Origin of the sequence: Streptococcus sp. NLAE-zl-C503 (assembly GCF_900104285.1) — a bacterium.
Classification (GTDB): Bacteria; Bacillota; Bacilli; order Lactobacillales; family Streptococcaceae; genus Streptococcus.
In genome coordinates this window covers 1-24,593 of sequence record NZ_FNJT01000002.1, presented here as the reverse complement: position 1 = coordinate 24,593, position 24,593 = coordinate 1, and the positions used below count along the sequence as shown (strand labels likewise).

Genomic DNA, 24,593 nt, shown 5'->3' with positions numbered 1-24,593 from the left:
GAAAGATGAAAACAAGAAAAATCCCTTTGCGCAAGTCTGTTGTATCCAACGAAGTGATTGATAAACGTGATTTGCTCCGCATTGTCAAGAACAAAGAAGGGCAAGTCTTTATCGATCCGACAGGCAAGGCCAATGGTCGAGGCGCTTATATCAAGCTAGACAATGCAGAAGCCCTAGAGGCAAAAAAGAAGAAAGTCTTTAACCGTAGCTTTAACATGGAAGTGGAAGAAAGCTTTTATGACGAGTTGATCGCTTATGTTGATCACAAAGTAAAAAGAAGAGAGTTAGGACTTGAATAAGCAAAAGATAAGCAATCTCTTGGGACTTGCTCAGCGAGCAGGCCGGATCATATCGGGTGAGGAATTGGTGGTCAAGGCTATCCAAGACCAGAAAGCCAAGCTAGTCTTTCTAGCCCATGATGCTGGCCCCAATCTAACCAAGAAGATTCAAGATAAAAGTGACTATTATCAAGTAGAAGTTATAACCGTGTTTTCAACACTGGAATTAAGCATAGCAGTCGGAAAATCAAGAAAAGTCCTGGCTGTGACAGATGCTGGATTTACAAAGAAAATGAGGTCTCTTATGGAATAGAAGAGGAGGACATGATTTGTCTAAGAAAAGATTGTACGAAATCGCAAAAGAACTTGGGAAAGAAAGTAAGGAAGTTGTAGCGCGTGCAAAAGAGTTGGGCTTGGATGTGAAAAGCCACTCATCGAGCGTGGAAGTTGCTGCTGCTGAGCAAATCGCAGCTAGCTTCAAACCTGCACCTGCTCCTAAGGCAGAAGTCAAACAAGAGGCACCAAAAGCAAGTGTAGAAAAGAAAGCAGAAAAGCCTGCACCAGCTAAATCAGCTGTCGCTAAGGAAGAAAGCAAACCAGCTACACCTGTAGCGCCTAAGGAAGAAAAAGTGGTGGCTGCAAGACCACAGAGTCGAAACTTCAAGGCGGAGCGTGAGGCGCGTGCCAAAGAGCAGGCAGAGCGACGCAAACAAAACAAGGGCAACAACCGTGACCAACAACAAAACGGTAACCGTCAGAAAAACGACGGCCGTAATGGTGGCAAACCTAGTCTAGGAAACCGCGACAATCGCCGTTTTAACGACCAAGGGAAAAAACCACAAGGTCAGGGAAATCGTGGCAATAATCGCCGTCAGCAACAAGACTTCCAGTCCAAGCAAGCTGGACCACGTGTTGACTTTAAAGCCCGTGCAGCAGCCCTAAAAGCAGAGCAAAATGCAGAGTACGCACGCTCAAGTGAGGAGCGCTTCAAACAATCGCAAGCTGCCAAAGAAGCCTTGGCTCAAGCTAATAAACGCAAGGAACCAGAGGAAATCTTTGAAGAAGCTGCTAAGCTAGCTGAACAAACGCAGCCAGCCGTAACAGTAGCTCCTGTAGCGAAAGAAGCGCCAGTGGATACACGTCGTAAAAAACAAGCTCGACCAGACAAAGAACGTGATGATTATGATCACGAAGAAGATGGTCCTAGAAAACAACAAAAGAATCGAAGTAGTCAGAATCAAGTGAGAAATCAAAGAAATAGTAACTGGAATAACAACAAAAAGAATAAAAAAGGCAACAAGCAAAATAACCGTAACCAGGCTCCAAAACCTGTTACAGAGCGCAAGTTCCATGAATTGCCAACAGAATTTGAGTATACAGATGGTATGACCGTTGCGGAAATCGCAAAACGTATCAAACGTGAACCAGCTGAAATCGTTAAGAAACTTTTCATGATGGGTGTTATGGCCACACAAAACCAATCCTTGGACGGAGAAACCATCGAACTCCTCATGGTGGATTACGGTATCGAAGCCAAACAAAAGGTTGAAGTGGATAATGCCGACATCGAACGTTTCTTTGTCGAAGATGGGTATCTCAATGAAGATGAATTGGTTGAGCGTCCACCAGTTGTGACGATCATGGGACACGTTGACCACGGTAAGACAACCCTCTTGGATACCCTTCGTAACTCTCGTGTTGCGACAGGTGAAGCGGGTGGTATCACTCAGCATATTGGTGCCTACCAAATCGTGGAAAATGGCAAGAAGATCACCTTCCTTGATACACCAGGGCACGCGGCCTTTACCTCTATGCGTGCGCGTGGTGCTTCTGTTACCGATATTACCATCTTGGTTGTAGCGGCAGATGACGGTGTTATGCCGCAGACTATCGAAGCCATCAACCACTCAAAAGCGGCCAACGTTCCAATCATCGTAGCTATCAACAAGATTGATAAACCAGGTGCCAATCCAGAACGTGTTATCGGTGAATTGGCTGAGCATGGGGTTATGTCAACAGCTTGGGGTGGAGATTCTGAATTTGTTGAAATCTCAGCTAAGTTCAATCAAAACATCGATGAACTCTTGGAAACAGTCCTTCTTGTGGCTGAAATCCAAGAACTCAAGGCAGACCCAACAGTTCGTGCGATCGGTACTGTTATCGAAGCTCGCTTGGATAAAGGAAAAGGTGCGGTCGCAACCCTTCTTGTTCAACAAGGTACCTTAAATGTCCAAGACCCTATCGTTGTCGGAAATACCTTCGGTCGTGTCCGTGCCATGACCAATGACCTTGGTCGTCGTGTCAAGGTTGCAGGCCCATCAACGCCGGTTTCTATCACAGGTTTGAACGAAGCGCCAATGGCGGGTGACCACTTTGCCGTTTACGAAGATGAAAAATCTGCGCGTGCAGCCGGTGAAGAGCGTGCAAAACGTGCCCTCATGAAACAACGTCAAGCTACTCAACGTGTCAGCCTTGAAAACCTCTTTGATACACTTAAAGCTGGTGAGCTTAAGTCAGTTAACGTTATCATCAAGGCCGACGTACAAGGTTCTGTTGAAGCCCTTTCTGCCTCACTTCAAAAAATTGATGTGGAAGGTGTGAAAGTTACTATCGTTCACTCGGCAGTCGGTGCTATCAATGAATCTGACGTGACCCTTGCGGAAGCTTCAAATGCCTTTATCGTTGGTTTCAACGTACGCCCTACACCACAAGCTCGTCAACAAGCCGAAGCTGATGATGTAGAAATCCGTCTCCACAGTATTATCTACAAGGTTATCGAAGAGATGGAAGAAGCCATGAAAGGGATGCTTGACCCAGAATTTGAAGAAAAAGTTATCGGTGAAGCAGTTATCCGTGAAACCTTCAAGGTATCTAAAGTGGGAACCATTGGTGGATTTATGGTTACTAGCGGTAAGGTTACTCGTGACTCTAAAGTTCGTGTTATCCGTGACGGTGTCGTTATCTATGACGGCGAACTCGCAAGCTTGAAACACTACAAAGACGACGTGAAAGAAGTTACGAACGGTCGTGAAGGTGGATTGATGATTGAAGGCTACAATGATATCAAGATGGATGATGTGATTGAGACCTATATCATGGAAGAAATCAAGCGATAAGATTTTTGCTCCTTTCTTAGGTGGTGAGGGACGCAGGCAAACCGATGGTTTCATTGCTTATTTTTGAGGCTAGTGTCTCAAAAATCCCTTGTGATGGGACTGATAAATCAATTCCATCACTTTCACCACAGCGAAAGAAGCGGATGAGTTCAAATTGAACTTCGTTTCAATTTGAGCTGAAAATCAATAAATTTAAAAATAGCTAGGTCTGCTGGCCTAGCTTTTGGTTCAAAGTAGAGAAAGGAATATCATGGCAAATCATTTCCGAACGGATCGTGTGGGCATGGAAATCAAGCGTGAAGTCAATGAGATTTTGCAAAAGAAAGTCCGTGATCCGCGGGTCCAAGGTGTGACCATCACAGATGTTCAGATGCTAGGTGACTTGTCCGTTGCCAAGGTTTACTACACCATTTTGAGTAACCTTGCTTCGGATAACCAAAAAGCTCAAATCGGGCTTGAAAAAGCAACTGGTACCATCAAACGTGAACTTGGTCGCAATTTGAAATTGTACAAAATCCCAGATTTGACCTTCGTCAAAGACGAATCCATCGAATATGGAAACAAGATTGACGAGATGCTACGCAATCTGGATAAAAACTAAGAAAGAGGGGAAACCCTCTTTTTTGGTGTATGCTAATCGTCCTTATGGTATAATATAAGCAGCAAAATCATTTTAGAACATACATGGAGGTCGTCATGGATAATATCATTGATGTGTCAATTCCCGTTGCGGAAGTGGTAGACAAGCATCCAGAAGTCTTGGAAATCCTAGTGGAGCTTGGTTTTAAACCACTTGCTAATCCCTTGATGCGTAACACAGTCGGTCGCAAGGTATCGCTCAAACAGGGTTCTAAGCTCGAAGGAACTCCTATGGACAAGATTGTTCGCACACTGGAAGCGAATGGCTACGAAGTGATTGGATTAGACTAATGGCAGATGAACGGATTCATATCCTACGGGATATTTTGCTAGAATTGCACAATGGCGCCTCTCCCGAGTCGGTTCAGGAGCGTTTTGATGCGACTTTTACAGGTGTTTCAGCCATCGAGATTTCCCTCATGGAGCACGAGCTGATGAACTCAGACTCAGGTGTTACCTTTGAAGATGTCATGGAGCTTTGTGATGTCCATGCTAATCTTTTTAAAAATGCTGTTAAGGGTGTCGAAGTAGAGGATACCGAGCATCCTGGCCACCCCGTTCGCGTCTTCAAGGATGAAAATCTGGCTCTCCGTGCTGCCTTGATTCGCATTCGGAGACTGTTAGATACCTATGAGTCTATGGAAGATGAGGAAATGCTGGCAGAGATGCGCAAGGGCTTGGTCCGTCAAATGGGGCTTTTGGGGCAATTTGACCTCCACTACCAGCGCAAGGAAGAGCTCTTTTTCCCCATCATGGAGCGCTATGGTCACGATTCACCCCCTAAGGTCATGTGGGGAGTGGATGACCAGATCAGGGAACTCTTTCAGACAGCTCTAGCGACGGCTAAGGCACTACCAGAAGTGTCGATTAGCAGTGTAAAAGAAGATTTTGAAGCTTTTGCGACAGAGTTTGAAAGTATGATTTTCAAGGAAGAGTCCATCCTTCTCATGATTCTCCTTGAGTCCTTTACTCAGGATGACTGGCTTCAGATTGCGGAGGAGAGCGATGTTTACGGTTATGCCATCATCCGTCCGTCTGAGAAATGGGTTCCAGAACGCCAGAGTTTCCTTGAGGAAAAGAGTGCAGAAGAGCCAGTACAACTAGACACGGCTGAAGGCCAAGTGCATCAAGTTATCGATACACCAGAAGGTCAGTTTACCATTACCTTTACCCCTAAGAAAAAGGAAGCAGTGCTGGACCGCCATAGTCAACAGGCTTTTGGCAATGGCTATCTCTCAGTCGAGCAGGCCAACCTCATCCTCAATCACCTCCCTATGGAGATTACCTTTGTCAATAAAGACGATATTTTTCAGTATTACAATGACAATGCGCCAGCTGATGAGATGATTTTCAAACGGACGCCGTCCCAAGTCGGGCGCAATGTAGAACTCTGCCATCCGCCCAAGTACTTAGACAAGGTGAAGGCCGTTATGAAAGGTCTTCGTGAAGGGGTCAAGGACAAGTATGAAATGTGGTTCAAGTCTGAGTCGCGAGGCAAGTTTGTCCACATCACCTACGCTGCAGTACACGATGAGAACGGGGAATTTCAAGGCGTGCTAGAGTACGTTCAGGATATCCAGCCCTACCGAGAGATTGATACGGACTACTTCCGTGGATTAGAATAAGGAGAAGCAATGAGCTACGAACAAGAATTTATGAAGGAATTTGAAGCCTGGGTTAATACCCAGATCATGATCAATGACATGGCGCACAAGGAAAGTCAAAAAGTCTACGAAGAAGACCAAGACGAACGTGCCAAAGATGCCATGATTCGCTACGAAAGTCGCTTGGATGCCTACCAGTTCTTGCTGGGTAAGTTTGAAAACTTCAAAGCAGGCAAGGGATTTCATGATCTGCCAGAGGGCTTGTTTGGCGAGCGAAATTATTAAAATAGTGATACTTTCTTGATTTTTTGCCGAAATCTTGATAGAATATCTTTATTAAATCCTTGTCAGAGCAGGGATTTTTTATTGAAAGGATTTTATCATGTCAAAGAAACTCCAACGTAAAAAACAATTGCGAAATAGCCTTCGTCGTTCAGGTGCATTTTCAACTACAGTGACCAAAGTTGTAGAAGAGACCAAAAAAGTCGTGAAACATGCGGAAAAGTCTGCCAGTCAAGCAGGAAAAGTTGTCTCTAAAAAAGTGGAACAAGCAGTAGAAGTGACCAAGGAACAAGCTCAAAAAGTAGCCAATTCAGTAGAAGATTTCGCAGCTACTTTGGGTGGCCTCTCAGTAGATCGTGCTAAGACTTTCTATGATGAAGGCATCAAGTCAGCTGCTGACTTCAAAAACTGGACTGAAAAAGAACTTCTTGCCTTAAAAGGAATCGGTCCAGCTACCATCAAGAAATTAAAAGAACACGGAATCAGTTTCAAGTAATCTTTCTTGAGCCTTGCATTTCCGTGAAAAACTTGTTACAATAGAGCTATTAGAGGTGTTTTGAATTCCACATTTTACAGAAAGTGGCGGCGCTGAGAAGTCCACAAATGTGTCAAAACTGGTTGCTGATGGATGAAAATGAAATAAAAGTGTCTTTGTATATCCTTCAAAGACAAGAGTTGCGGGCGTCTCTGCCCGAAATTGGGTGGTACCGCGGATAAACACATTCGTCCCTGTCATGTAGATGGCAGGGGCATTTTTTATGGGAAGCGAGGTAGGAAGATGGAGCAAGCACAATTACCAGAACGATTAGAAACCGATCGGCTCGTCTTACGAGTCCGTACAGTGGCTGATGCTGAGGATATCCATGCCTACGCTAGTCTGCCAGAAGTCGCCTATCCAGCAGCATTTCACCCTGTAAAAACCTTGGAAGATGAGATTTATTATCTGGAGCATATTCTGCCCGAGCGCATTGAAAAGGACAATCTCCCAGCTGGTTACGGCATAGTGGTTAAAGGGACCGATACTATCATCGGCTCTGTTGATTTTAATCATCGCCACGAAGACGATGTGCTGGAGATTGGCTATACCTTACACCCAGACTATTGGGGTCGGGGTTATGTTCCAGAAGCAGCGCGTGCCTTGATTGACCTAGGATTTAAAAATTTGGGTCTTCACAAGATTGAGTTGACTTGCTTTGGCTATAATGTCCAAAGTCAACGAGTCGCAGAGAAGCTTGGCTTCACCCTCGAAGCTCGCATCCGAGACAGAAAGGATGTTCAAGGAAACCGCTGTGACAGTCTGATATATGGCTTGCTGAGGAGTGAGTGGGAATGATTATCAAAAACTGTAATTTTAAATCTAATGTTAAGAAAATATTAAAATTTTTATATAATATACTGGCTTGGGGGCCTGCCATTATTGTAATATCATCTTTGGTATCAATATTTTTAATTCTACCTTTTACTTTGTTACCAGTTAAGGAAGTAAAAATATTCAATGAGAAAAGTTTGCCATTTTTTATTTTAGAGTTTATAGTACTCACTTTGATGAGTTACTATGGATATAGAATATACTCAAAAATTAAAAATAACAAGATAGCAGTATTCCTGTATTGTCTAGTTTTAATTCTTAGTATAGCGTTGGTATTTTGTTATAGGTACAGGTTCGTTATACTATTACAACCAGCACTTCCTCTAGTATATGCAATTATTTTTGAAGAGAAATTATTCAAAATTAGGGACTTTTTTAGTACTAGTAAAGTTATGCTTGCATCTTTAAATATATTTGACGTTTGCTATATATTTGCGCTTCAATGGGTTATACCTTTAGATATTTCACCAGAATGGTTGAGTTGGGGTATTGTATTATTTATTACAATTATCTGTCCTGCATTACGTACAGGCTTATTAAATTTTTATACTAAACAAAGTAAAAAACGGAAAAACCGAGATAAGACGTATTTTTCCTCCTACGTCGTTATGTATATTATATCATTTGTTCAATTGTTTTTATATTTAACAACGACATTGAATTATTTGAAGTTACAAGATAAATCAATTGTAGACTTAGCTCCCGTAAATATGATGTTTGCAACTCTATTTATATATTTTTGGTTTGTATTAAAAACACAACTTGATAAGGGAGGGTATGATAAAAAGAATGAACTGCTTAGATGGGTTTTTGGTGTTCTATATGTGTTACTTATTTTTTTCTATGATCGAATAGAAGGAGGATTCCTTATCATCCTAACATGGTTACTTCCTGTTTTGATCTCAACGATTATAGGCAAATTACATTATCAATTTGCAACAGATGATTCCTCGCAACTTCCGATTCCGACTTTGAAAATGAAAAAACATATTTACTGGTTACATTTGATAAGTTTTCTTACACTTTTTTGTTTAAATTTATTCTCTGCATTGTTCACGGTACAAAAGATAAAGCTAGATGAAATTATTCCGGTAAATACAGCTAAGTTCAGTATAATCAATTTAATCAATCCCAGTAACAAAGAACTTGCTTCGGTATGGATGTCTAGTATTATAACTTCGTTTATAATTGTATCCTTGTCTATTATTCTAGCAACGGCACTTAGTGTAGGGGTAGTTAAATTTCTAAAACTGAATTATTCAGATTCCGCTAAGGGATATTATGAGTATCGAAATAATGGGTTCAGCGCCCTAATAAATCGTAGATATAAAAGAAATATTCGTAAAAGGAGAAAAAATAATGTCTAAAGAACTTTCACCTAAATACAATCCAGCCGAGGTTGAGGCTGGTCGTTACCAAAAATGGCTTGATGCGGATGTTTTCAAGCCTTCAGGCGATCAAAAGGCTAAGCCTTATTCGATCGTGATTCCACCACCAAACGTAACTGGCAAACTCCACCTTGGTCACGCTTGGGACACGACTTTGCAGGATATTATCATCCGTCAAAAACGCATGCAAGGCTTTGATACGCTTTGGCTTCCGGGTATGGACCATGCGGGGATTGCGACTCAAGCTAAGGTTGAGGAGCGCTTGCGTGGTGAGGGCATTAGTCGTTATGACTTGGGTCGTGAGAAATTCCTCGAGAAAGTCTGGGAATGGAAAGACGAATATGCGACAACCATCAAGGAACAATGGGGCAAGATGGGGCTCTCTGTAGACTACTCTCGCGAGCGTTTCACTCTTGACGAAGGTTTGTCTAAAGCCGTTCGCAAGGTCTTTGTCGAACTTTACAAGAAAGGTTGGATCTACCGTGGTGAGTTTATCATCAACTGGGACCCAGCAGCTCGCACAGCCCTTTCTGATATCGAGGTGATTCACAAGGATGTCGAAGGTGCCTTCTACCACATGAACTACATGCTGGAAGATGGTTCACGCGCCCTTGAAGTTGCGACTACTCGTCCTGAAACTATGTTCGGAGACGTTGCCGTTGCGGTCAATCCAGAAGATCCACGCTACAAGGACTTGATCGGCCAAAATGTAGTCCTTCCAATCGCTAACAAACTCATTCCAATCGTTGCCGACGAGCATGCAGATCCTGAGTTTGGTACGGGTGTTGTGAAAATCACGCCTGCCCACGATCCAAACGACTTCTTGGTTGGTCAACGTCATAACTTGCCACACGTCAACGTCATGAACGACGACGGAACCATGAATGACTTGGCCTTTGAATTTGCAGGCATGGACCGTTTTGAAGCCCGTAAAGCAGTCGTTGCCAAGTTGGAAGAAATCGGTGCCCTCGTTAAAATCGAAAAACGTGTCCACAGTGTTGGTCACTCAGAGCGTACAGGTGTTGTGGTTGAACCACGCTTGTCTACTCAGTGGTTCGTCAAGATGGACCAATTGGCGAAAAATGCTATTGCCAACCAAGACACAGAGGACAAGGTAGAATTCTACCCACCTCGTTTCAACGATACTTTCCTCCAATGGATGGAAAATGTCCATGACTGGGTAATCTCTCGTCAGCTCTGGTGGGGGCACCAAATCCCTGCTTGGTACAATGCTGAGGGCGAAATGTACGTCGGTGAGGAAGCTCCAGAAGGTGACGGATGGACTCAGGACGAAGACGTCTTGGATACTTGGTTCAGTTCTGCTCTTTGGCCGTTCTCAACCATGGGCTGGCCTGATGTCGACTCAGCAGACTTCAAACGTTACTTCCCAACTTCAACCCTGGTAACAGGTTACGACATTATCTTCTTCTGGGTGTCTCGTATGATTTTCCAATCCTTGGAATTCACTGGTCGTCAGCCATTCCAAAACGTTCTGATTCACGGTCTCATTCGTGACGAGCAAGGTCGTAAGATGTCTAAATCTCTCGGTAACGGAATTGACCCAATGGATGTTATCGAGAAATACGGTGCGGATGCCCTTCGTTGGTTCCTTTCAAACGGTTCTGCACCAGGGCAAGACGTCCGCTTCTCTTATGAGAAAATGGATGCTTCATGGAACTTCATTAACAAAATCTGGAACATCTCTCGCTACATCCTCATGAACAATGAAGGATTGACCCTTGAGCAAGCAACGGCTAATGTAGAAAAAGTTGCCAACAAGGAAGCTGGAAATGTCACAGACCGCTGGATTCTCCACAACCTCAATGAAACGATCGGCAAAGTCACTGAAAACTTTGATAAATTTGAGTTTGGTGTTGCTGGACACATCCTCTATAACTTTATCTGGGATGAGTTTGCGGACTGGTACGTTGAGTTGACCAAGGAAGTCCTTTATAGCGATAATGAAGAAGAGAAAGTCATCACACGTTCTGTTCTCCTTTACACCTTGGACAAGATCCTTCGTCTCCTTCACCCTATCATGCCGTTCGTGACAGAGGAAATTTTTGGACAAATCTCAGAAGGATCTATCGTCACAGCGGAATACCCAACTGTTAACCCAGCCTTTGAAGACCTTGCTGCTCACACTGGTGTGGAAAGTCTTAAAGACTTGATCCGTGCGGTTCGTAATGCGCGTGCGGAAGTAAACGTTGCTCCAAGCAAGCCAATCACCATCCTTGTTAAGACAAGCGATAGCGACTTGGAAGCATTCTTTAACAGCAATGTCAACTATATCAAACGCTTCACAAATCCAGAACACTTGGAAATCGCATCAACCATCCCTGCACCTGAACTTGCAATGTCAAGCGTCATCACAGGAGCAGAAATCTACTTGCCACTGGCAGACCTCCTCAATGTCGAAGAAGAACTGGCTCGTCTCGACAAGGAATTGGATAAATGGCAAAAAGAACTGGATATGGTCGGTAAGAAGCTCTCTAACGAACGCTTCGTAGCCAATGCCAAACCAGAAGTCGTCCAAAAAGAACGCGACAAACAAGCCGACTACCAAGCTAAATATGATGCGACCATCGCACGTATTGATGAGATGAAGAAGTTGGTGAGATAAACACAGAAACACGGTGAGAAGCCGTGTTTTTTGGTATAATGAACTAAAATAGATTTTTGAGGAAGTATTAATGGGTAAGAATACTGAAAATTATAATTTGATATTACATAATACCAATGATTTCAAGAAGTGCTTGAAAGGTGACTTAGAGGGGATTGCTTCTCATGATTTGGATGTAGAAAAACATAATAATTTCAAAGAAGGAATAATATATATTGCTTCTACGGAAGAGAACACAGTAGAGTGGTTAGATACTCTTAGGTCCTATACTAAGGGTGAATTGGATAGTGATTTATATAAAAACAAATCGAATAAAGCTGTTATGATGCTTAAATATGTAAAAAATGAAGTAGAATATGTTTTTAGTTTGGTTTTTGGATACGGTCGAACTATGTTGAATGAGCAATCTATAGTTAGGAATTTTGGATTAAGAACGGCTGTTAATCTTATTGAAGAAAGTAATATCAAAAGTCTTAATTCATTAAATATATCCACAAACTATCTAGATATTCAAAGACAGGCTTTAAGCTATGGGTCTCATTCTGATTTACATATTGATACAAACGCTGATATTTTAAAATCAATTTCAGGTCGTGCCTCATATGATAGTCATTATTCGACGTTAAATGGGGCTGATAATCTTAGATTTTCTGCTAAATCAGATGTAACTTTATCTGATTTGTTAAACGAAATTTTAGATGCGTATTCTAGTGAAAACTACAAAGAAAAAGGGTTGGAGTGGATTGATCATGTTCAGTATGTTAAAGAAAAGGAAATTATCTCAGAACTAGATGGAGTATTACTTGATCATATCACAGATAAACGATTAGAAAATCCTATTATTGCTCCTAACAAAATTGTCTCTTATCTTGATATAGAAGGATATTTTATATCAGGTATGAATATTAGTCATAAAATTAAGGAAAATTTTTATGACGATATCCCTTCAGAACAGTTTTGGGAGTTTCTTTCTAAAAATATAGAAGATAAAATAATAATAGATAAATTAAAAAGTTGTTCCTTATATTGTTGGACAAACGACTCTGCACAGAAAATATCAAGTATTTATGATGCTTTATTTATTGAAATTGATCACAATAATGAAAAATTTTTTATAAATAATGGCGACTGGTTTAAAGTAGAATCAACCTATTATACAGATATTGTAAATAAAATTGATCATATAGAAAAATTCAATGATCCCGCAATTCCTAGCTGTGCTGAAAATTGGAATGAGGGAGAATTCAATGAAAAATTTGCAGAATCTGATCCTAATCGCTTTAAACTATTTGATAAGAAGAACTTTCAATTGAAAGATTATGGCCATAGTAAAATTGAACCAGCTGACATTATAACAATTAATAAACAATTTATTCACATAAAAAAAGGTGGTTCCTCTGCAAACTTAAGTCATTTATTTGCTCAAGGAGTTGTATCTGCTCAGTTATATAAAAATGAGATATTATTTATTAAAAATATCAATGAATTGTTTGAAGAAGATTATTTTAAACCAGATGACAAGATTGAAGTTATATATGGAGTAATAGATAAAAGATATGATAAAAAAGCAAGCGAAATACTTCCTTTCTTTTCGATGGTTAATTTATCCCAACATTATGATGTTCTATCAAGTATGGGAATAAAATGTCGACTATTATTTATTGAGCAAAAAGTATCAGTATATAATAAAAAAGAAGAACAAGTATTAGACAGAGTTTTAGAGACATTAGGTGACCACGAGAAAACAAGTAGCGAATTATTTGAATCACTGAATGATTTTCTTATGGAAAATAAGATTGGCACAAAAAATATATTTAAAAAAAAATATCTTGAAAAATTTGAAAATAATGGTAATCTACAAACTAATGATGCAAGAAGAAATAAAAAATATAGAAAGTAGCTTACCACATGAAAATTCAGTCAATTCGTGCCCGTACCAAGCTCCCATCGATACCATCGGCTGGGTAGCAAAGAAATAAAAAGTCCTGTCACTTTCTCCCATTTAACCTTTGACTATTCCGCAAAATTATCGTACAATAAAGAGTACATGATAAAATGAGGTCAGAGTTTGTTCGCTCTGGCGATAGTAGTAAAAATGAGGAGAAACGCTTTGGAATTAGAAGTATTTGCTGGGCAAGAAAAAAGTGAACTATCTATGATTGAGGTGGCGCGTGCTATCTTGGAACTTCGTGGTCGCGATCATGAGATGCATTTTAGCGATCTTGTAAACGAAATTCAAAACTACCTTGGAACATCAAACAGCGATATCCGCGAAGCTTTGCCTTTGTTCTACACAGAGTTGAACTTTGACGGTAGCTTCATCTCTCTTGGGGACAACAAATGGGGTCTTCGTTCATGGTATGGTGTGGACGAAATCGACGAAGAAATCATCGCTCTTGAAGAAAGTGACGACGATGAAGTAGCACCAAAAGCTAAGAAAAAACGCGTCAATGCCTTTATGGATGGTGATTCAGATGCCATTGACTACAATGCGGATGATCCAGAAGACGAAGATGCATACGAAGCAGATCCAGCTCTTTCATACGATGATGAAAATCCAGATGATGAGAAAAATGAAGTGGAAGCTTATGATGCAGAAATCAACGAAATCGCTCCTGATGACTTGGGTGAAGACGTGGATCTCAACGAAGAAGACGACGAGTTTTCTGACGATGACGCTGAAACGAGTGAAGAAGAGTAAAAGACTTCACAGAGGAGATTGCCTGATCTCCTTTTTTGTTCCTTGAGCAGGTCATCCGTTTGAATGCGGATCTTTAGCTGGTTTTCTGAAAACAATCTCCTTTTTTTCATGTTTTACCCATTCGGGTTGACAAATGTTCTGCTTTAAGGTATTATATTGTTCGGGCACCTCTTTTAGAGGTCGGGGCTCCCTAGTTACTAGGGAGCTATTTTTGTTTTTCAGGAAGTTTTCTTGAAAAGTCGTTATTCATAAGGGTCTTGTTTTCTATGTCCCCTCGTAGTCAACAAGACCTTGAGCATTTTAGAAAGAGGAATCTATGTCTACGAAATATATTTTTGTAACTGGTGGTGTGGTGTCGTCTATTGGGAAAGGGATTGTGGCAGCAAGTTTGGGCCGTCTCTTGAAAAATCGTGGTCTAAAAGTGACTATTCAGAAGTTTGACCCTTATATCAATATCGATCCGGGAACCATGAGCCCTTACCAGCACGGGGAAGTCTTTGTGACAGATGATGGGGCTGAGACAGATTTGGACTTGGGTCACTATGAACGTTTCATCGATATCAATCTTAACAAATACTCAAACGTGACAACTGGTAAAATTTACAGTGAAGTTCTTCGTAAAGAACGCCGTGGAGAATACCTTGGGGCAACTGTTCAAGTCATTCCTCATATCACAGATGCTTTGAAAGAAAAAATCAAGCGTGCCGCTGTAACGACCGACTCGGATGTCATTATCACAGAGGTTGGTGGAACTGTTGGGGATATCGAGTCCTTGCCATTTCTAGAGGCTCTTCGCCAGATGAAGGCAGATGTGGGTGCAGATAATGTCATGTATATCCATACAACCTTGCTTCCTTACCTCAGGGCTGCTGGTGAAATGAAGACCAAACCAACCCAGCATTCTGTAAAAGAATTGCGTGGTTTGGGAATCCAGCCAAATATGTTGGTTATTCGTACAGAGAAACCAGCTGGTCAAGGAATAAAAAACAAACTAGCACAGTTCTGTGATGTGGCACCAGAAGCCGTTATAGAGTCTTTGGATGTCGAACACCTTTACCAAATTCCATTGAATTTGCAGGCGCAAGGCATGGACCAAATTGTTTGTGACCATTTGAAATTAGACGCACCAGTAGCAGATATGACAGAGTGGTCAGCCATGGTGGATAAGGTCATGAACCTGAAAAAACAAGTTAAAATTTCTCTTGTCGGTAAGTATGTTGAGTTGCAAGATGCCTACATCTCTGTGGTTGAAGCCTTGAAACACTCTGGTTATGCCAACGACGCAGAAGTTAAAATCAATTGGGTCAATGCCAATGATGTGACAGCAGAGAATGTGGCAGAGCTTTTGTCTGATGCGGACGGAATCATTGTGCCAGGAGGTTTTGGCCAACGTGGTACGGAAGGAAAAATTCAAGCCATCCGTTATGCGCGTGAGAATGATGTTCCAATGTTGGGTGTCTGCTTGGGAATGCAGTTGACTTGTATCGAGTTTGCTCGTCACGTTTTAGGTCTTGAAGGTGCCAATTCTGCAGAACTTGCACCAGATACAAAATACCCTATCATTGATATCATGCGTGATCAGATTGATGTGGAGGATATGGGGGGGACCCTTCGTTTGGGACTTTATCCATCTAAGTTAAAACGTGGTTCTAAGGCAGCAGCTGCTTACCATAATCAAGAAGTGGTGCAACGCCGTCACCGTCACCGTTATGAGTTTAACAACGCCTTTCGTGAACAGTTTGAAGCAGCAGGCTTTGTCTTTTCAGGAGTTTCTCCAGACAATCGTTTGGTAGAAATTGTGGAGATTCCTGAGAATAAATTTTTTGTGGCTTGTCAGTATCACCCTGAACTTTCCAGCCGTCCAAACCGTCCAGAAGAACTCTACACCGCCTTTGTTACAGCAGCAGTTGAAAATAGTAACTAGTTATCTTCTAATCTCTGAGAGCAATCTCAGAGGTTTTTAAATCCATTCAGGAAATTCTTGTTAACTCAGGCGCTTGGCGATAAGAATCCGAAGTTTTCTTTTCTCACTGAGGGAAGTGATTTTCCTTGCTCGTATACGGCTTCCCTATTTGTCCTAGAGCCCTTTTTGTGTTACAATGAATGGTATGAAAGCTAAGAAATTATGGATGACTGGCTTGACTGTGGCTGGTCTAAGTGCCCTCGCTTTGGGTGCCAAAAAAGCAGCAGATAACCACAAACTGATGAAGACGCAAGAAGAGTTGACCGCTATCGTGCGCGAACTTTTCTCAGATATGGGTGAGATTGCGACTATCTATGTTCAAGTCTACGAAAGTAGCCTAGAGCGACTCGTCGGAGGAGTCGTTTTCGAGGATGGTCGTCACTATACCTTTGTCTATGAAAATGAAGACCTGGTCTATGAGGAGGAAGCCTTATGATTACTCCCGATAGTATAGAAGAACTAGCAGGTTTTGTCGAGCAAGATGGCAAGAAGGTCTTCCTTTTTGTGGCGGACTGGTGTGGCGATTGTCGTTATATCTATCCATCCTTGCCAGAGATTGAGGAGACCAATCCAGAGTTCACCTTTATTCGAGTGGACCGAGACCAGTATCTGGATCTGGCTAAACTCTGGGATGTGTACGGCATTCCTAGTCTTGTTGTTTTAGAAAAGGACAAGGAAATCGGCCGATTTGTCAATCGCGACCGTAAAAGTAAGGAAGAAATTAACGACTTTTTAGCAGGACTGAAATAGGAGAAAAGGAAAGAATGATTTTTACATATAACAAAGAACATGTTGGCGATGTCCTTATGGTCATCGTGAAAAACAGCGGAGATGCCAAACTAGACGTGGAGCGCAAAGGCAAGGTAGCCCGTATTTTCCTCAAAGATAATGGGGAAACAGTGGCTTGGAATATTTTCGAAGTTTCAAGTTTGTTTGAAATTGCAGAGCGCGGTCAAGTCTTTTTGACAGATGAGCGAGTCGCACGTTTGAACCAAGAATTGCAGGCGGAAGGCTTTGTGGAAGAAATTATCAACAACAAAGAGCCCAAGTTTGTTGTCGGTGAGATTGTCGAGATGGTAGCTCACCCAGATAGTGACCACCTCAACATCTGCCAAGTTGCAGTCGCAAGTGACAAGACAGTGCAAATCGTTGCAGGAGCTCCCAATGCACGTGTCGGGTTGAAAACCATTGTGGCTCTTCCTGGAGCTATGATGCCAAAAGGCAATCTTATTTTCCCAGGCGAACTTCGTGGTGAAAAGAGTTTTGGTATGATGTGCAGTCCTCGTGAACTTGTCTTGCCAAATGCTCCGCAAAAACGTGGTGTTATTGAATTATCAGAAGACCAAGTTGTCGGAACGCCATTTGACCCAGCGATACACTGGACTGCCTAGGAAATTGTCAGTATTTGATAGACCAGATAGAGGGGGATAAGATGGCAAAAAATGTAGTGATTACAGGAGCGACCTCAGGAATCGGTGAAGCGATTGCGCGTGCTTATCTGGAGCAGGGGGCGAATGTCGTTCTAACAGGGCGACGGACAGACAGACTAGAGACCCTCAAGTCAGAGTTTGCAGAAACTTTTCCAAATCAAACAGTTTGGACCTTTGCACTGGATGTCACGGATATGGCTATGGTAAAGACTGTCTGCTCCGATATTTTGGAAACGATAGGGCAGATTGATATCTTGGTCAATAACGCTGGACTAGCTCTTGGCTTGGCTCCCTATCAGGACTATGAAGAGTTGGATATGCTGATCATGTTGGATACCAATGTCAAGGGTTTGATGGCAGTCACTCGCTGTTTCTTGCCTTCTATGGTAAAAGTCAATCAGGGGCATATTATCAATATGGGATCGACCGCAGGAATCTACGCCTATGCTGGTGCAGCGGTTTATTCAGCCACCAAGGCTGCAGTTAAGACTTTTTCAGATGGTCTGCGAATTGATACCATTGCGACAGACATCAAGGTGACCGCCATTCAGCCTGGAATTGTCGAAACAGATTTTTCTGCGGTACGTTTTCATGGTGACAAAGAGCGTGCTGCGACCGTCTATCAGGGAATTGAGGCTTTGCAAGCTCAGGATATTGCAGACACGGTTGTTTATGTGACCAGTCAGCCTCGTCGTGTGCAGATTACAGATATGACCATTATGGCCAATCAACAGGCGACAGGTTTCATGGTTCATAAAAAATAAGAATTCCTCGAAAAGTTACAAATTTCTGTAACTTTTTTTGATTTCCTGCGAATAGATAAGTAGGAGGAAGAAAATATGTATAATAAAGTTATCTTGATTGGACGTTTAACGTCTACACCAGAATTGCACAAAACCAACAATGACAAGTCAGTAGCGCGCGCAACTATCGCTGTGAACCGTCGTTACAAAGACCAAAATGGCGAACGCGAAGCCGACTTTATCAATCTTGTTCTTTGGGGAAAATTGGCTGAAACCTTGGCAAGTTACGCAACTAAAGGTAGCCTCATTTCTGTTGATGGGGAATTGCGTACCCGCCGCTTTGAGAAAAATGGGCAGACCAACTATGTGACCGAAGTTCTCGTGACAGGTTTCCAACTCTTGGAAAGCCGCGCCCAACGTGCCTTGCGTGAAAATAACGCAGGACAGGATTTGGCAGACTTGGTCTTGGAAGAGGAAGAATTGCCATTTTAAGCATAGTAAAGCCTGAGTCAATCTTAGGCTTTTTTATCTTGAGAAAGTCAGACTTTTTTCTTGACTATTTCTGACCAAGTGATACAATAGAACTATGAATTAGCACTCATATATAAAGAGTGCTAATAATATGTAGTTCATCATGGAGGAAAACAGATGTTGAAACCATTAGGAGACCGTGTGGTCTTGAAAATCGAAGAAAAAGAACAAACTGTTGGTGGCTTTGTCCTTGCGGGCTCAGCCCAAGAAAAAACCAAAACTGCCCAAGTTATAGCTACAGGACAAGGTGTTCGCACCTTGAATGGTGACTTGGTTGCTCCGAGCGTTAAGGCTGGAGACCGTGTTTTAGTTGAAGCCCACGCTGGTATTGATGTCAAAGATGGAGATGAAAAGTACATCATCGTAGGCGAAGCCAACATCTTGGCAATCATTGAAGAATAGAAGGAGAAAGTAAGTATGTCAAAAGAAATTAAATTTTCATCAGATGCCCGTTCAGCTATGGTTCGTGGTGTCGATATCCTTGCAGACACTGTTAAAGTAACCTTGGGACCAAAAGGTCGGAATGTCGTGTTGGAAAAATCATTTGGCTCACCCTTGATTACCAATGACGGTGTTACTATTGCCAAAGAAATTGAACTAGAAGACCATTTTGAAAATATGGGTGCTAAATTGGTATCAGAAGTGGCTTCAAAGACCAACGATATCGCAGGTGATGGAACAACAACTGCAACTGTTTTGACTCAAGCTATCGTCCGCGAAGGAATCAAAAACGTTACTGCAGGTGCCAATCCAATCGGTATCCGTCGGGGGATTGAAGCAGCGGTTGCCACAGCTGTAGAAGCCTTGAAAAACAATGCCATCCCTGTTGCCAATAAAGAAGCCATCGCTCAGGTTGCCGCTGTATCTTCTCGTTCTGAAAAAGTCGGCGAATACATCTCTGAAGCCATGGAAAAAGTTGGTAAAGATGGTGTCATTACCATCGAAGAGTCACGTGGTATGGAAACAGAACTTGAAGTTGTAGAAGGGATGCAGTTTGACCGCGGTTACCTTTCACAGTACATGGTGACAGATAGCGAAAAAATGGTGGCTGACCTTGAAAATCCATACATTTTGATTACTGATAAGAAGATTTCAAATATCCAAGAAATCTTGCCCCTCCTAGAAAGCATTCTTCAAAGCAATCGTCCGCTCTTGATTATTGCGGATGATGTAGATGGCGAAGCTCTTCCGACCCTTGTATTGAACAAGATTCGTGGAACATTCAACGTCGTAGCTGTCAAAGCTCCTGGCTTTGGTGACCGCCGTAAAGCTATGTTAGAAGACATCGCTATCTTGACAGGCGGAACAGTCATCACAGAAGATCTTGGTCTTGAGTTGAAAGATGCTACTATTGAGGCGCTTGGTCAAGCTGCTAGAGTGACTGTGGACAAAGATAGCACTGTTATCGTAGAAGGTGCTGGAAATCCTGAAGCTATTTCTCACCGTGTTGTGGTTATCAAGTCTCAAATCGAAACCACAACCTCTGAATTTGACCGTGAAAAATTGCAAGAACGCTTGGCAAAATTGTCAGGTGGTGTCGCAGTGATCAAGGTCGGTGCAGCAACTGAGACTGAGTTGAAGGAAATGAAACTCCGCATTGAAGATGCCCTCAACGCTACTCGTGCAGCCGTTGAAGAAGGTATCGTTGCAGGTGGTGGAACTGCTCTTGTAAATGTCATTCCAGCCGTAGCTAATTTGGAATTGACAGGAGATGAAGCCACAGGACGCAATATTGTTCTCCGCGCCTTGGAAGAACCTGTTCGTCAAATCGCCCACAATGCAGGATTTGAAGGGTCTATCGTTATTGACCGCTTGAAGAATGCTGAAGTTGGTACAGGCTTCAACGCAGCGACTGGCGAGTGGGTTAATATGATTGAAGAAGGGATTATCGACCCAGTTAAAGTGAGCCGTTCAGCCCTTCAAAATGCAGCATCTGTAGCCAGCTTGATTTTGACAACAGAAGCAGTCGTAGCCAATAAACCAGAACCAGTAGCCCCAGCTCCAGCCATGGATCCAAGTATGATGGGCGGGATGATGTAAAAGTAACTTATAAAAAACACAAAAGAAGGGAAACCATATTCCTTCTTTTTATGATAATCACTTCTAAATAGATTTGAGCTCTCCTAACTTATATGATAAAATAAGACTAGAAAAAGGAGAAGAACATGATCGATGTAGAAGAAATTCTGAGCAAGATGAATCCCAATCAGAAGATTAATTATGACCGTGTCATGCAGAAAATGGTTCAGGTTTGGGAGAAAAATGAGCAACGTCCTACTATTCTCATGCATGTTTGCTGTGCTCCTTGTAGTACCTACACCCTAGAGTATCTGACCAAGTACGCTGATGTGACCATCTATTTTGCCAATTCCAATATCCATCCCAAGGCAGAATACCACAAGCGAGCTTACGTCACCCAAAAATTTGTCAGTGATTTCAACAAGCGAACAGGAAATACAGTCCAGTACTTAGAAGCTCCCTACGAACCAAATGAATACCGGAAGTTAGTCAGAGGACTGGAAGAAGAACCCGAAGGTGGCGACCGTTGCAAGGTTTGTTTTGACTACCGTCTGGATAAAACAGCGCAAGTAGCTATGGACTTGGGCTTTGACTACTTTGGTTCAGCTTTGACCATCAGTCCCCATAAGAATTCTCAAACCATCAACAGCATCGGAATTGATGTGCAAAAGATTTATACCACCCACTATCTTCCAAGTGATTTCAAGAAAAACCAAGGCTACAAACGTTCAGTGGAGATGTGTGAAGAGTATGATATCTACCGTCAATGTTATTGTGGATGCGTCTATGCAGCTCAAGCCCAGAATATTGATCTTGTTCAGGTTAAGAAGGATGCCACGGCTTTCTTGTTGGATAAGGATGTTGAAAAAGACTATTCCCACATCAAGTTTACTGTAACTAAATTAGATATATAGAAATCAACCCAGCTGTAAAGCTGGGTTTTTCAAATAAAAAACCAGGGCTCTCACCCCAGTTTGACAACTTTACCGATTCTTTAGTTCTATGTAGCGTTTGTACCAAATGTTGACATAGGCTTCTGAGAAAGGACCGCGTCCATTGTTGATCCAATCAACAAGGATTTTAACATGCTCTTTCAAAATATAGTCTAAATCATCAGAATACTTCATTTTGCGTTTATGGCGCTCATACTCTTCAACGTCCAAGAGGCGCTTTTCGCCATCAGTGAAGACCTTGACATCCAAATCATAATCAATGTATTTCAGGGCTTCCTCATCTAGATAGTAGGGGCTGGCCATATTGCAATAGTAGGAAATCCCATTATCACGAATCATAGCAATGATATTAAACCAATATTTTTTGTGAAAGTAAACAATAGCCGGTTCTCGAGTCACCCAACGACGACCGTCACTTTCGGTAACAAGTGTGTGGTCGTTGACGCCGATAATGGCGTTCTCTGTTGTTTTTAGTACCATGGTGTCCCGCCAAGTACGGTGGAGACTTCCATCATGCTTATAACTTTGAATTGTAATAAAGTCGCCTTCTTTTGGAAGTTTCATAACTAACCAACTTTCTACAATTTATAAGTTTATCGTCTACTATTATATCATAAATTGGTCTAATTTTTTAGAATTTTACATGAAAATATTAAAGATATTCTCTAAGAGCGCTGGCTATATCCGAAAAATCGTAGCCCTTTCGGGCTAAAACTTGAGTTAAACGCTGTTTAAGTTCGTATCCTTCATATTTACGAGCGTATTTAGTATATTGTTTGTCTAGCTCTTTAAAAATGAGTTCTTGAGTCGTTTCTTGGTCGACTTGACTGTCCAAGTCATCAAAGGAACTTTTAGCATCAGCATAGGAGAAGCCCTTGTTGGTCAAGTTTTGAATAATCTTATCTTGCAAAGCGCGAGCAGGAAGCTTCCCGGTGTATTTTTTAAGCAGTTTCTCTGCAATACGTTGAGCAACTTCTGAAAAATCAAAAATCTTTAAAACATCATCAATAGTTGATTTGGCAATTCCTTTTTGAGACAGTTTTTGAGCTAGCACATAAGGTCCCTTATCTCCAGAAAGTTGATTTGCATTGATGATAGAGTAGGCATACTGACGATCATTAATCCAGTTATCTTCTTTTAGATTAGCGATAACTTGACTAGTGATATTTTCATCAAGATCATACTTTTTCAGATACTCACGAACTTCCTTTTCGGTTCGGGCCTTGAAGGATAGATGGTAGAGAGCAAGATTTTTACCATAAGAAAACTGGGCAAAATCCTGAATCTTGGTCAGTTCTTCTGTGCTAATGACCTTATCTCGAGACAGCATAAAACGGACAATGGTATCTTCAGTGATATAAGAGGTTTGCTGTCCATCTAGCTCCATCAGGTAGAGACGTTTTTTCTTTTCAAGTTTTGTGATTTTCATAGTTCTATTATACCCTAAAATGTGATAAGATAGGGGTATGAATCTGAAAGTCAAACAAAAAATACCTTTAAAAATCAAGCGGATGGGCATCAATGGTGAGGGAATCGGTTTCTATCAGAAAACCCTCGTTTTTGTACCAGGCGCCCTCAAGGGAGAAGATATCTATTGTCAGATTACTTCTATTAAACGCAACTTTGTTGAAGCAAAATTACTCAAAGTAAATAAAAAGTCCAAGTTTCGAGTCGTACCAGCTTGTACGATTTATAATGAATGTGGTGGTTGCCAAATTATGCACCTCCACTACGATAAACAGTTAGAGTTCAAAACGGATTTGCTCCATCAAGCCTTGAAAAAATTTGCTCCTGCAGGATATGAAAACTATGAAATCCGTCCAACTATCGGAATGCAGGAACCAAAGTACTACCGAGCTAAGTTGCAATTTCAGACTCGAAAATTTAAAAATCAGGTTAAGGCAGGTTTGTATGCGCAAAATTCTCATTACCTTGTCGAGTTGAAAGACTGCTTGGTGCAAGATAAGGAGACTCAAGTGATTGCGAATCGCTTAGCTGAGCTTCTCACTTACCATCAAATTCCAATTACAGATGAGAGAAAAATACTAGGCGTTCGCACCATCATGGTACGCAGAGCAAGAAAAACGGGGCAAGTTCAGATTATCATTGTCACAAATCGCCAGCTAAATTTGAATCAACTAGTCAAAGACCTAGTCAAAGATTTTCCAGAAGTCGTCACAGTTGCGGTTAACACAAATACAGCAAAAACAAGTGAAATCTATGGTGAGAAGACGGAAATTATCTGGGGCCAAGAGAGTATTCAAGAAGGAGTACTCGACTATGAGTTTTCTCTCTCCCCTCGAGCTTTTTATCAGCTTAATCCTGAGCAGACAGAGATTCTCTATAGTGAAGCAGTTAAGGCTCTGGATATTGGCAAAGAGGATCATCTGATTGATGCTTATTGCGGTGTTGGGACAATTGGATTCGCCTTCGCAAATAAGGTCAAGAGCCTCAGAGGGATGGACATTATCCCAGAAGCCATAGAAGATGCCAAGCGAAATGCTCAAAAAATGGGATTTGACAATACCCATTACGAAGCGGGAACAGCAGAAGAGATTATTCCACGCTGGTATCAAGATGGTTACCGAGCAGATGCCTTGATAGTCGACCCTCCTCGAACGGGTTTAGACGACAAATTATTAGATACCATCCTAACCTATGTACCGGAAAAAATGGTTTATGTATCTTGCAATGTATCGACATTAGCTCGAGATTTGGTTAAACTAGTAAAAGTTTATGATCTCCAGTATATCCAGTCAGTCGATATGTTCCCACACACTGCACGGACAGAAGCAGTCGTTAAGTTAGTGAAGAAAAGAAAAAATCAAATTCACTGAAAAAAGTTCTTGACAAAGTAGGAAAAGTAGGTATAATAGAAAGAGTTGAAAAGCTCAGGTCCGTTGGTCAAGGGGTTAAGACACCGCCTTTTCACGGCGGTAACACGGGTTCGAATC

25 protein-coding genes are annotated in these 24,593 nt (G+C 41.8%); 23 read left to right on the top strand and 2 right to left on the bottom strand.

From position 1 onward, the window contains the following. Nucleotides 1–5 precede the first annotated feature (5 nt). The 22 genes from rnpM (at nucleotide 6) to BLS46_RS04155 (ending at nucleotide 21,600) form a co-directional block, all read left to right on the top strand. Entirely contained in the window at nucleotides 6–299 is a 294-nt protein-coding gene (gene rnpM, locus BLS46_RS04260) for an RNase P modulator RnpM (RefSeq protein WP_000857560.1), read from the top strand. Beyond that, nucleotides 292–591 (top strand): YlxQ-related RNA-binding protein, encoded by a 300-nt coding sequence (locus BLS46_RS04255; protein ID WP_001041396.1) that lies wholly within the window; start codon nucleotides 292–294, stop codon nucleotides 589–591. Before rnpM ends, BLS46_RS04255 begins: the two co-directional genes overlap by 8 nt. A 16-nt stretch (nucleotides 592–607) precedes the next feature. After that, nucleotides 608–3,394 carry a translation initiation factor IF-2 gene (gene infB / locus BLS46_RS04250; protein WP_093585862.1) on the top strand — a complete coding sequence of 929 codons (2,787 nt, stop codon included), beginning with the start codon at nucleotides 608–610 and terminating at the stop codon, nucleotides 3,392–3,394. Between the two features lie 250 nt (nucleotides 3,395–3,644). Beyond that, nucleotides 3,645–3,995, top strand: a complete 351-nt coding sequence (gene rbfA / locus BLS46_RS04245; protein ID WP_001273601.1) for a 30S ribosome-binding factor RbfA — start codon at nucleotides 3,645–3,647, stop codon at nucleotides 3,993–3,995. Between the two features lie 95 nt (nucleotides 3,996–4,090). Continuing rightward, the gene (locus BLS46_RS04240; RefSeq protein WP_000368739.1) at nucleotides 4,091–4,324 is read left to right on the top strand and encodes a DUF1858 domain-containing protein; all 234 of its coding nucleotides are present in this window, start codon (nucleotides 4,091–4,093) and stop codon (nucleotides 4,322–4,324) included. Further along, entirely contained in the window at nucleotides 4,324–5,658 is a 1,335-nt protein-coding gene (locus BLS46_RS04235) for a DUF438 domain-containing protein (protein ID WP_093585860.1), read from the top strand. The genes BLS46_RS04240 and BLS46_RS04235 overlap by 1 nt, the downstream gene beginning before the upstream one ends. A 9-nt stretch (nucleotides 5,659–5,667) precedes the next feature. Then, nucleotides 5,668–5,922 carry a DUF1912 family protein gene (locus BLS46_RS04230; protein ID WP_000119707.1) on the top strand — a complete coding sequence of 85 codons (255 nt, stop codon included), beginning with the start codon at nucleotides 5,668–5,670 and terminating at the stop codon, nucleotides 5,920–5,922. A gap of 97 nt (nucleotides 5,923–6,019) precedes the next feature. Continuing rightward, the gene (locus tag BLS46_RS04225; protein WP_093585858.1) at nucleotides 6,020–6,415 is read left to right on the top strand and encodes a helix-hairpin-helix domain-containing protein; all 396 of its coding nucleotides are present in this window, start codon (nucleotides 6,020–6,022) and stop codon (nucleotides 6,413–6,415) included. Between the two features lie 282 nt (nucleotides 6,416–6,697). Beyond that, a complete protein-coding gene (locus tag BLS46_RS04220; protein WP_093585856.1) occupies nucleotides 6,698–7,252 on the top strand; it encodes a GNAT family N-acetyltransferase in 555 nt (184 codons plus the stop codon). Continuing rightward, complete coding sequence (locus BLS46_RS04215) at nucleotides 7,249–8,655, top strand: hypothetical protein (RefSeq protein WP_093585854.1); 1,407 nt, start codon at nucleotides 7,249–7,251, stop codon at nucleotides 8,653–8,655. The genes BLS46_RS04220 and BLS46_RS04215 overlap by 4 nt, the downstream gene beginning before the upstream one ends. Next, nucleotides 8,648–11,299, top strand: a complete 2,652-nt coding sequence (locus tag BLS46_RS04210) for a valine--tRNA ligase (RefSeq protein ID WP_093585852.1) — start codon at nucleotides 8,648–8,650, stop codon at nucleotides 11,297–11,299. The genes BLS46_RS04215 and BLS46_RS04210 overlap by 8 nt, the downstream gene beginning before the upstream one ends. 70 nt (nucleotides 11,300–11,369) lie before the next feature. Beyond that, the gene (locus tag BLS46_RS04205; RefSeq protein WP_084925590.1) at nucleotides 11,370–13,199 is read left to right on the top strand and encodes a DUF6119 family protein; all 1,830 of its coding nucleotides are present in this window, start codon (nucleotides 11,370–11,372) and stop codon (nucleotides 13,197–13,199) included. A gap of 210 nt (nucleotides 13,200–13,409) precedes the next feature. Next, a complete protein-coding gene (rpoE, locus tag BLS46_RS04200) occupies nucleotides 13,410–14,000 on the top strand; it encodes a DNA-directed RNA polymerase subunit delta (RefSeq protein ID WP_000418415.1) in 591 nt (196 codons plus the stop codon). 316 nt (nucleotides 14,001–14,316) lie between these two features. After that, nucleotides 14,317–15,924, top strand: a complete 1,608-nt coding sequence (locus tag BLS46_RS04195; RefSeq protein ID WP_084925592.1) for a CTP synthase — start codon at nucleotides 14,317–14,319, stop codon at nucleotides 15,922–15,924. Between the two features lie 175 nt (nucleotides 15,925–16,099). Next, nucleotides 16,100–16,399, top strand: a complete 300-nt coding sequence (locus tag BLS46_RS04190) for a DUF4651 domain-containing protein (RefSeq protein WP_084925594.1) — start codon at nucleotides 16,100–16,102, stop codon at nucleotides 16,397–16,399. Continuing rightward, nucleotides 16,396–16,713, top strand: coding sequence for a thioredoxin family protein (locus BLS46_RS04185; protein WP_084948560.1), 318 nt, complete (start codon nucleotides 16,396–16,398; stop codon nucleotides 16,711–16,713). The genes BLS46_RS04190 and BLS46_RS04185 overlap by 4 nt, the downstream gene beginning before the upstream one ends. A 14-nt stretch (nucleotides 16,714–16,727) precedes the next feature. Then, nucleotides 16,728–17,354 (top strand): YtpR family tRNA-binding protein, encoded by a 627-nt coding sequence (gene ytpR, locus BLS46_RS04180; RefSeq protein WP_084948561.1) that lies wholly within the window; start codon nucleotides 16,728–16,730, stop codon nucleotides 17,352–17,354. 41 nt (nucleotides 17,355–17,395) lie between these two features. Further along, entirely contained in the window at nucleotides 17,396–18,157 is a 762-nt protein-coding gene (locus BLS46_RS04175; protein ID WP_093585850.1) for an SDR family NAD(P)-dependent oxidoreductase, read from the top strand. A 75-nt stretch (nucleotides 18,158–18,232) separates the two neighbouring features. Further along, nucleotides 18,233–18,628: a single-stranded DNA-binding protein gene (locus tag BLS46_RS04170; RefSeq protein ID WP_000282433.1), complete on the top strand. Its 396-nt coding sequence runs from the start codon at nucleotides 18,233–18,235 to the stop codon at nucleotides 18,626–18,628. Between the two features lie 156 nt (nucleotides 18,629–18,784). Further along, nucleotides 18,785–19,069: a co-chaperone GroES gene (groES, locus tag BLS46_RS04165; protein ID WP_000917317.1), complete on the top strand. Its 285-nt coding sequence runs from the start codon at nucleotides 18,785–18,787 to the stop codon at nucleotides 19,067–19,069. A 15-nt stretch (nucleotides 19,070–19,084) separates the two neighbouring features. Then, entirely contained in the window at nucleotides 19,085–20,707 is a 1,623-nt protein-coding gene (gene groL / locus BLS46_RS04160; RefSeq protein ID WP_093585848.1) for a chaperonin GroEL, read from the top strand. Nucleotides 20,708–20,832: 125 nt separating this feature from the next. Beyond that, nucleotides 20,833–21,600 carry an epoxyqueuosine reductase QueH gene (locus BLS46_RS04155; RefSeq protein ID WP_093585846.1) on the top strand — a complete coding sequence of 256 codons (768 nt, stop codon included), beginning with the start codon at nucleotides 20,833–20,835 and terminating at the stop codon, nucleotides 21,598–21,600. Between the two features lie 69 nt (nucleotides 21,601–21,669). On the opposite strand, the gene BLS46_RS04150 is transcribed toward BLS46_RS04155, so the two are convergent. Next, complete coding sequence (locus BLS46_RS04150) at nucleotides 21,670–22,203, bottom strand: nucleoside tri-diphosphate phosphatase (RefSeq protein ID WP_000775318.1); 534 nt, start codon at nucleotides 22,201–22,203, stop codon at nucleotides 21,670–21,672. Nucleotides 22,204–22,291: 88 nt separating this feature from the next. Next, nucleotides 22,292–23,068: a recombination regulator RecX gene (recX, locus tag BLS46_RS04145; protein WP_093585844.1), complete on the bottom strand. Its 777-nt coding sequence runs from the start codon at nucleotides 23,066–23,068 to the stop codon at nucleotides 22,292–22,294. 37 nt (nucleotides 23,069–23,105) lie between these two features. Between recX and rlmD the strand changes: the two genes are divergently transcribed. Then, entirely contained in the window at nucleotides 23,106–24,476 is a 1,371-nt protein-coding gene (gene rlmD / locus BLS46_RS04140) for a 23S rRNA (uracil(1939)-C(5))-methyltransferase RlmD (protein ID WP_093585842.1), read from the top strand. Nucleotides 24,477–24,593 lie beyond the last annotated feature (117 nt).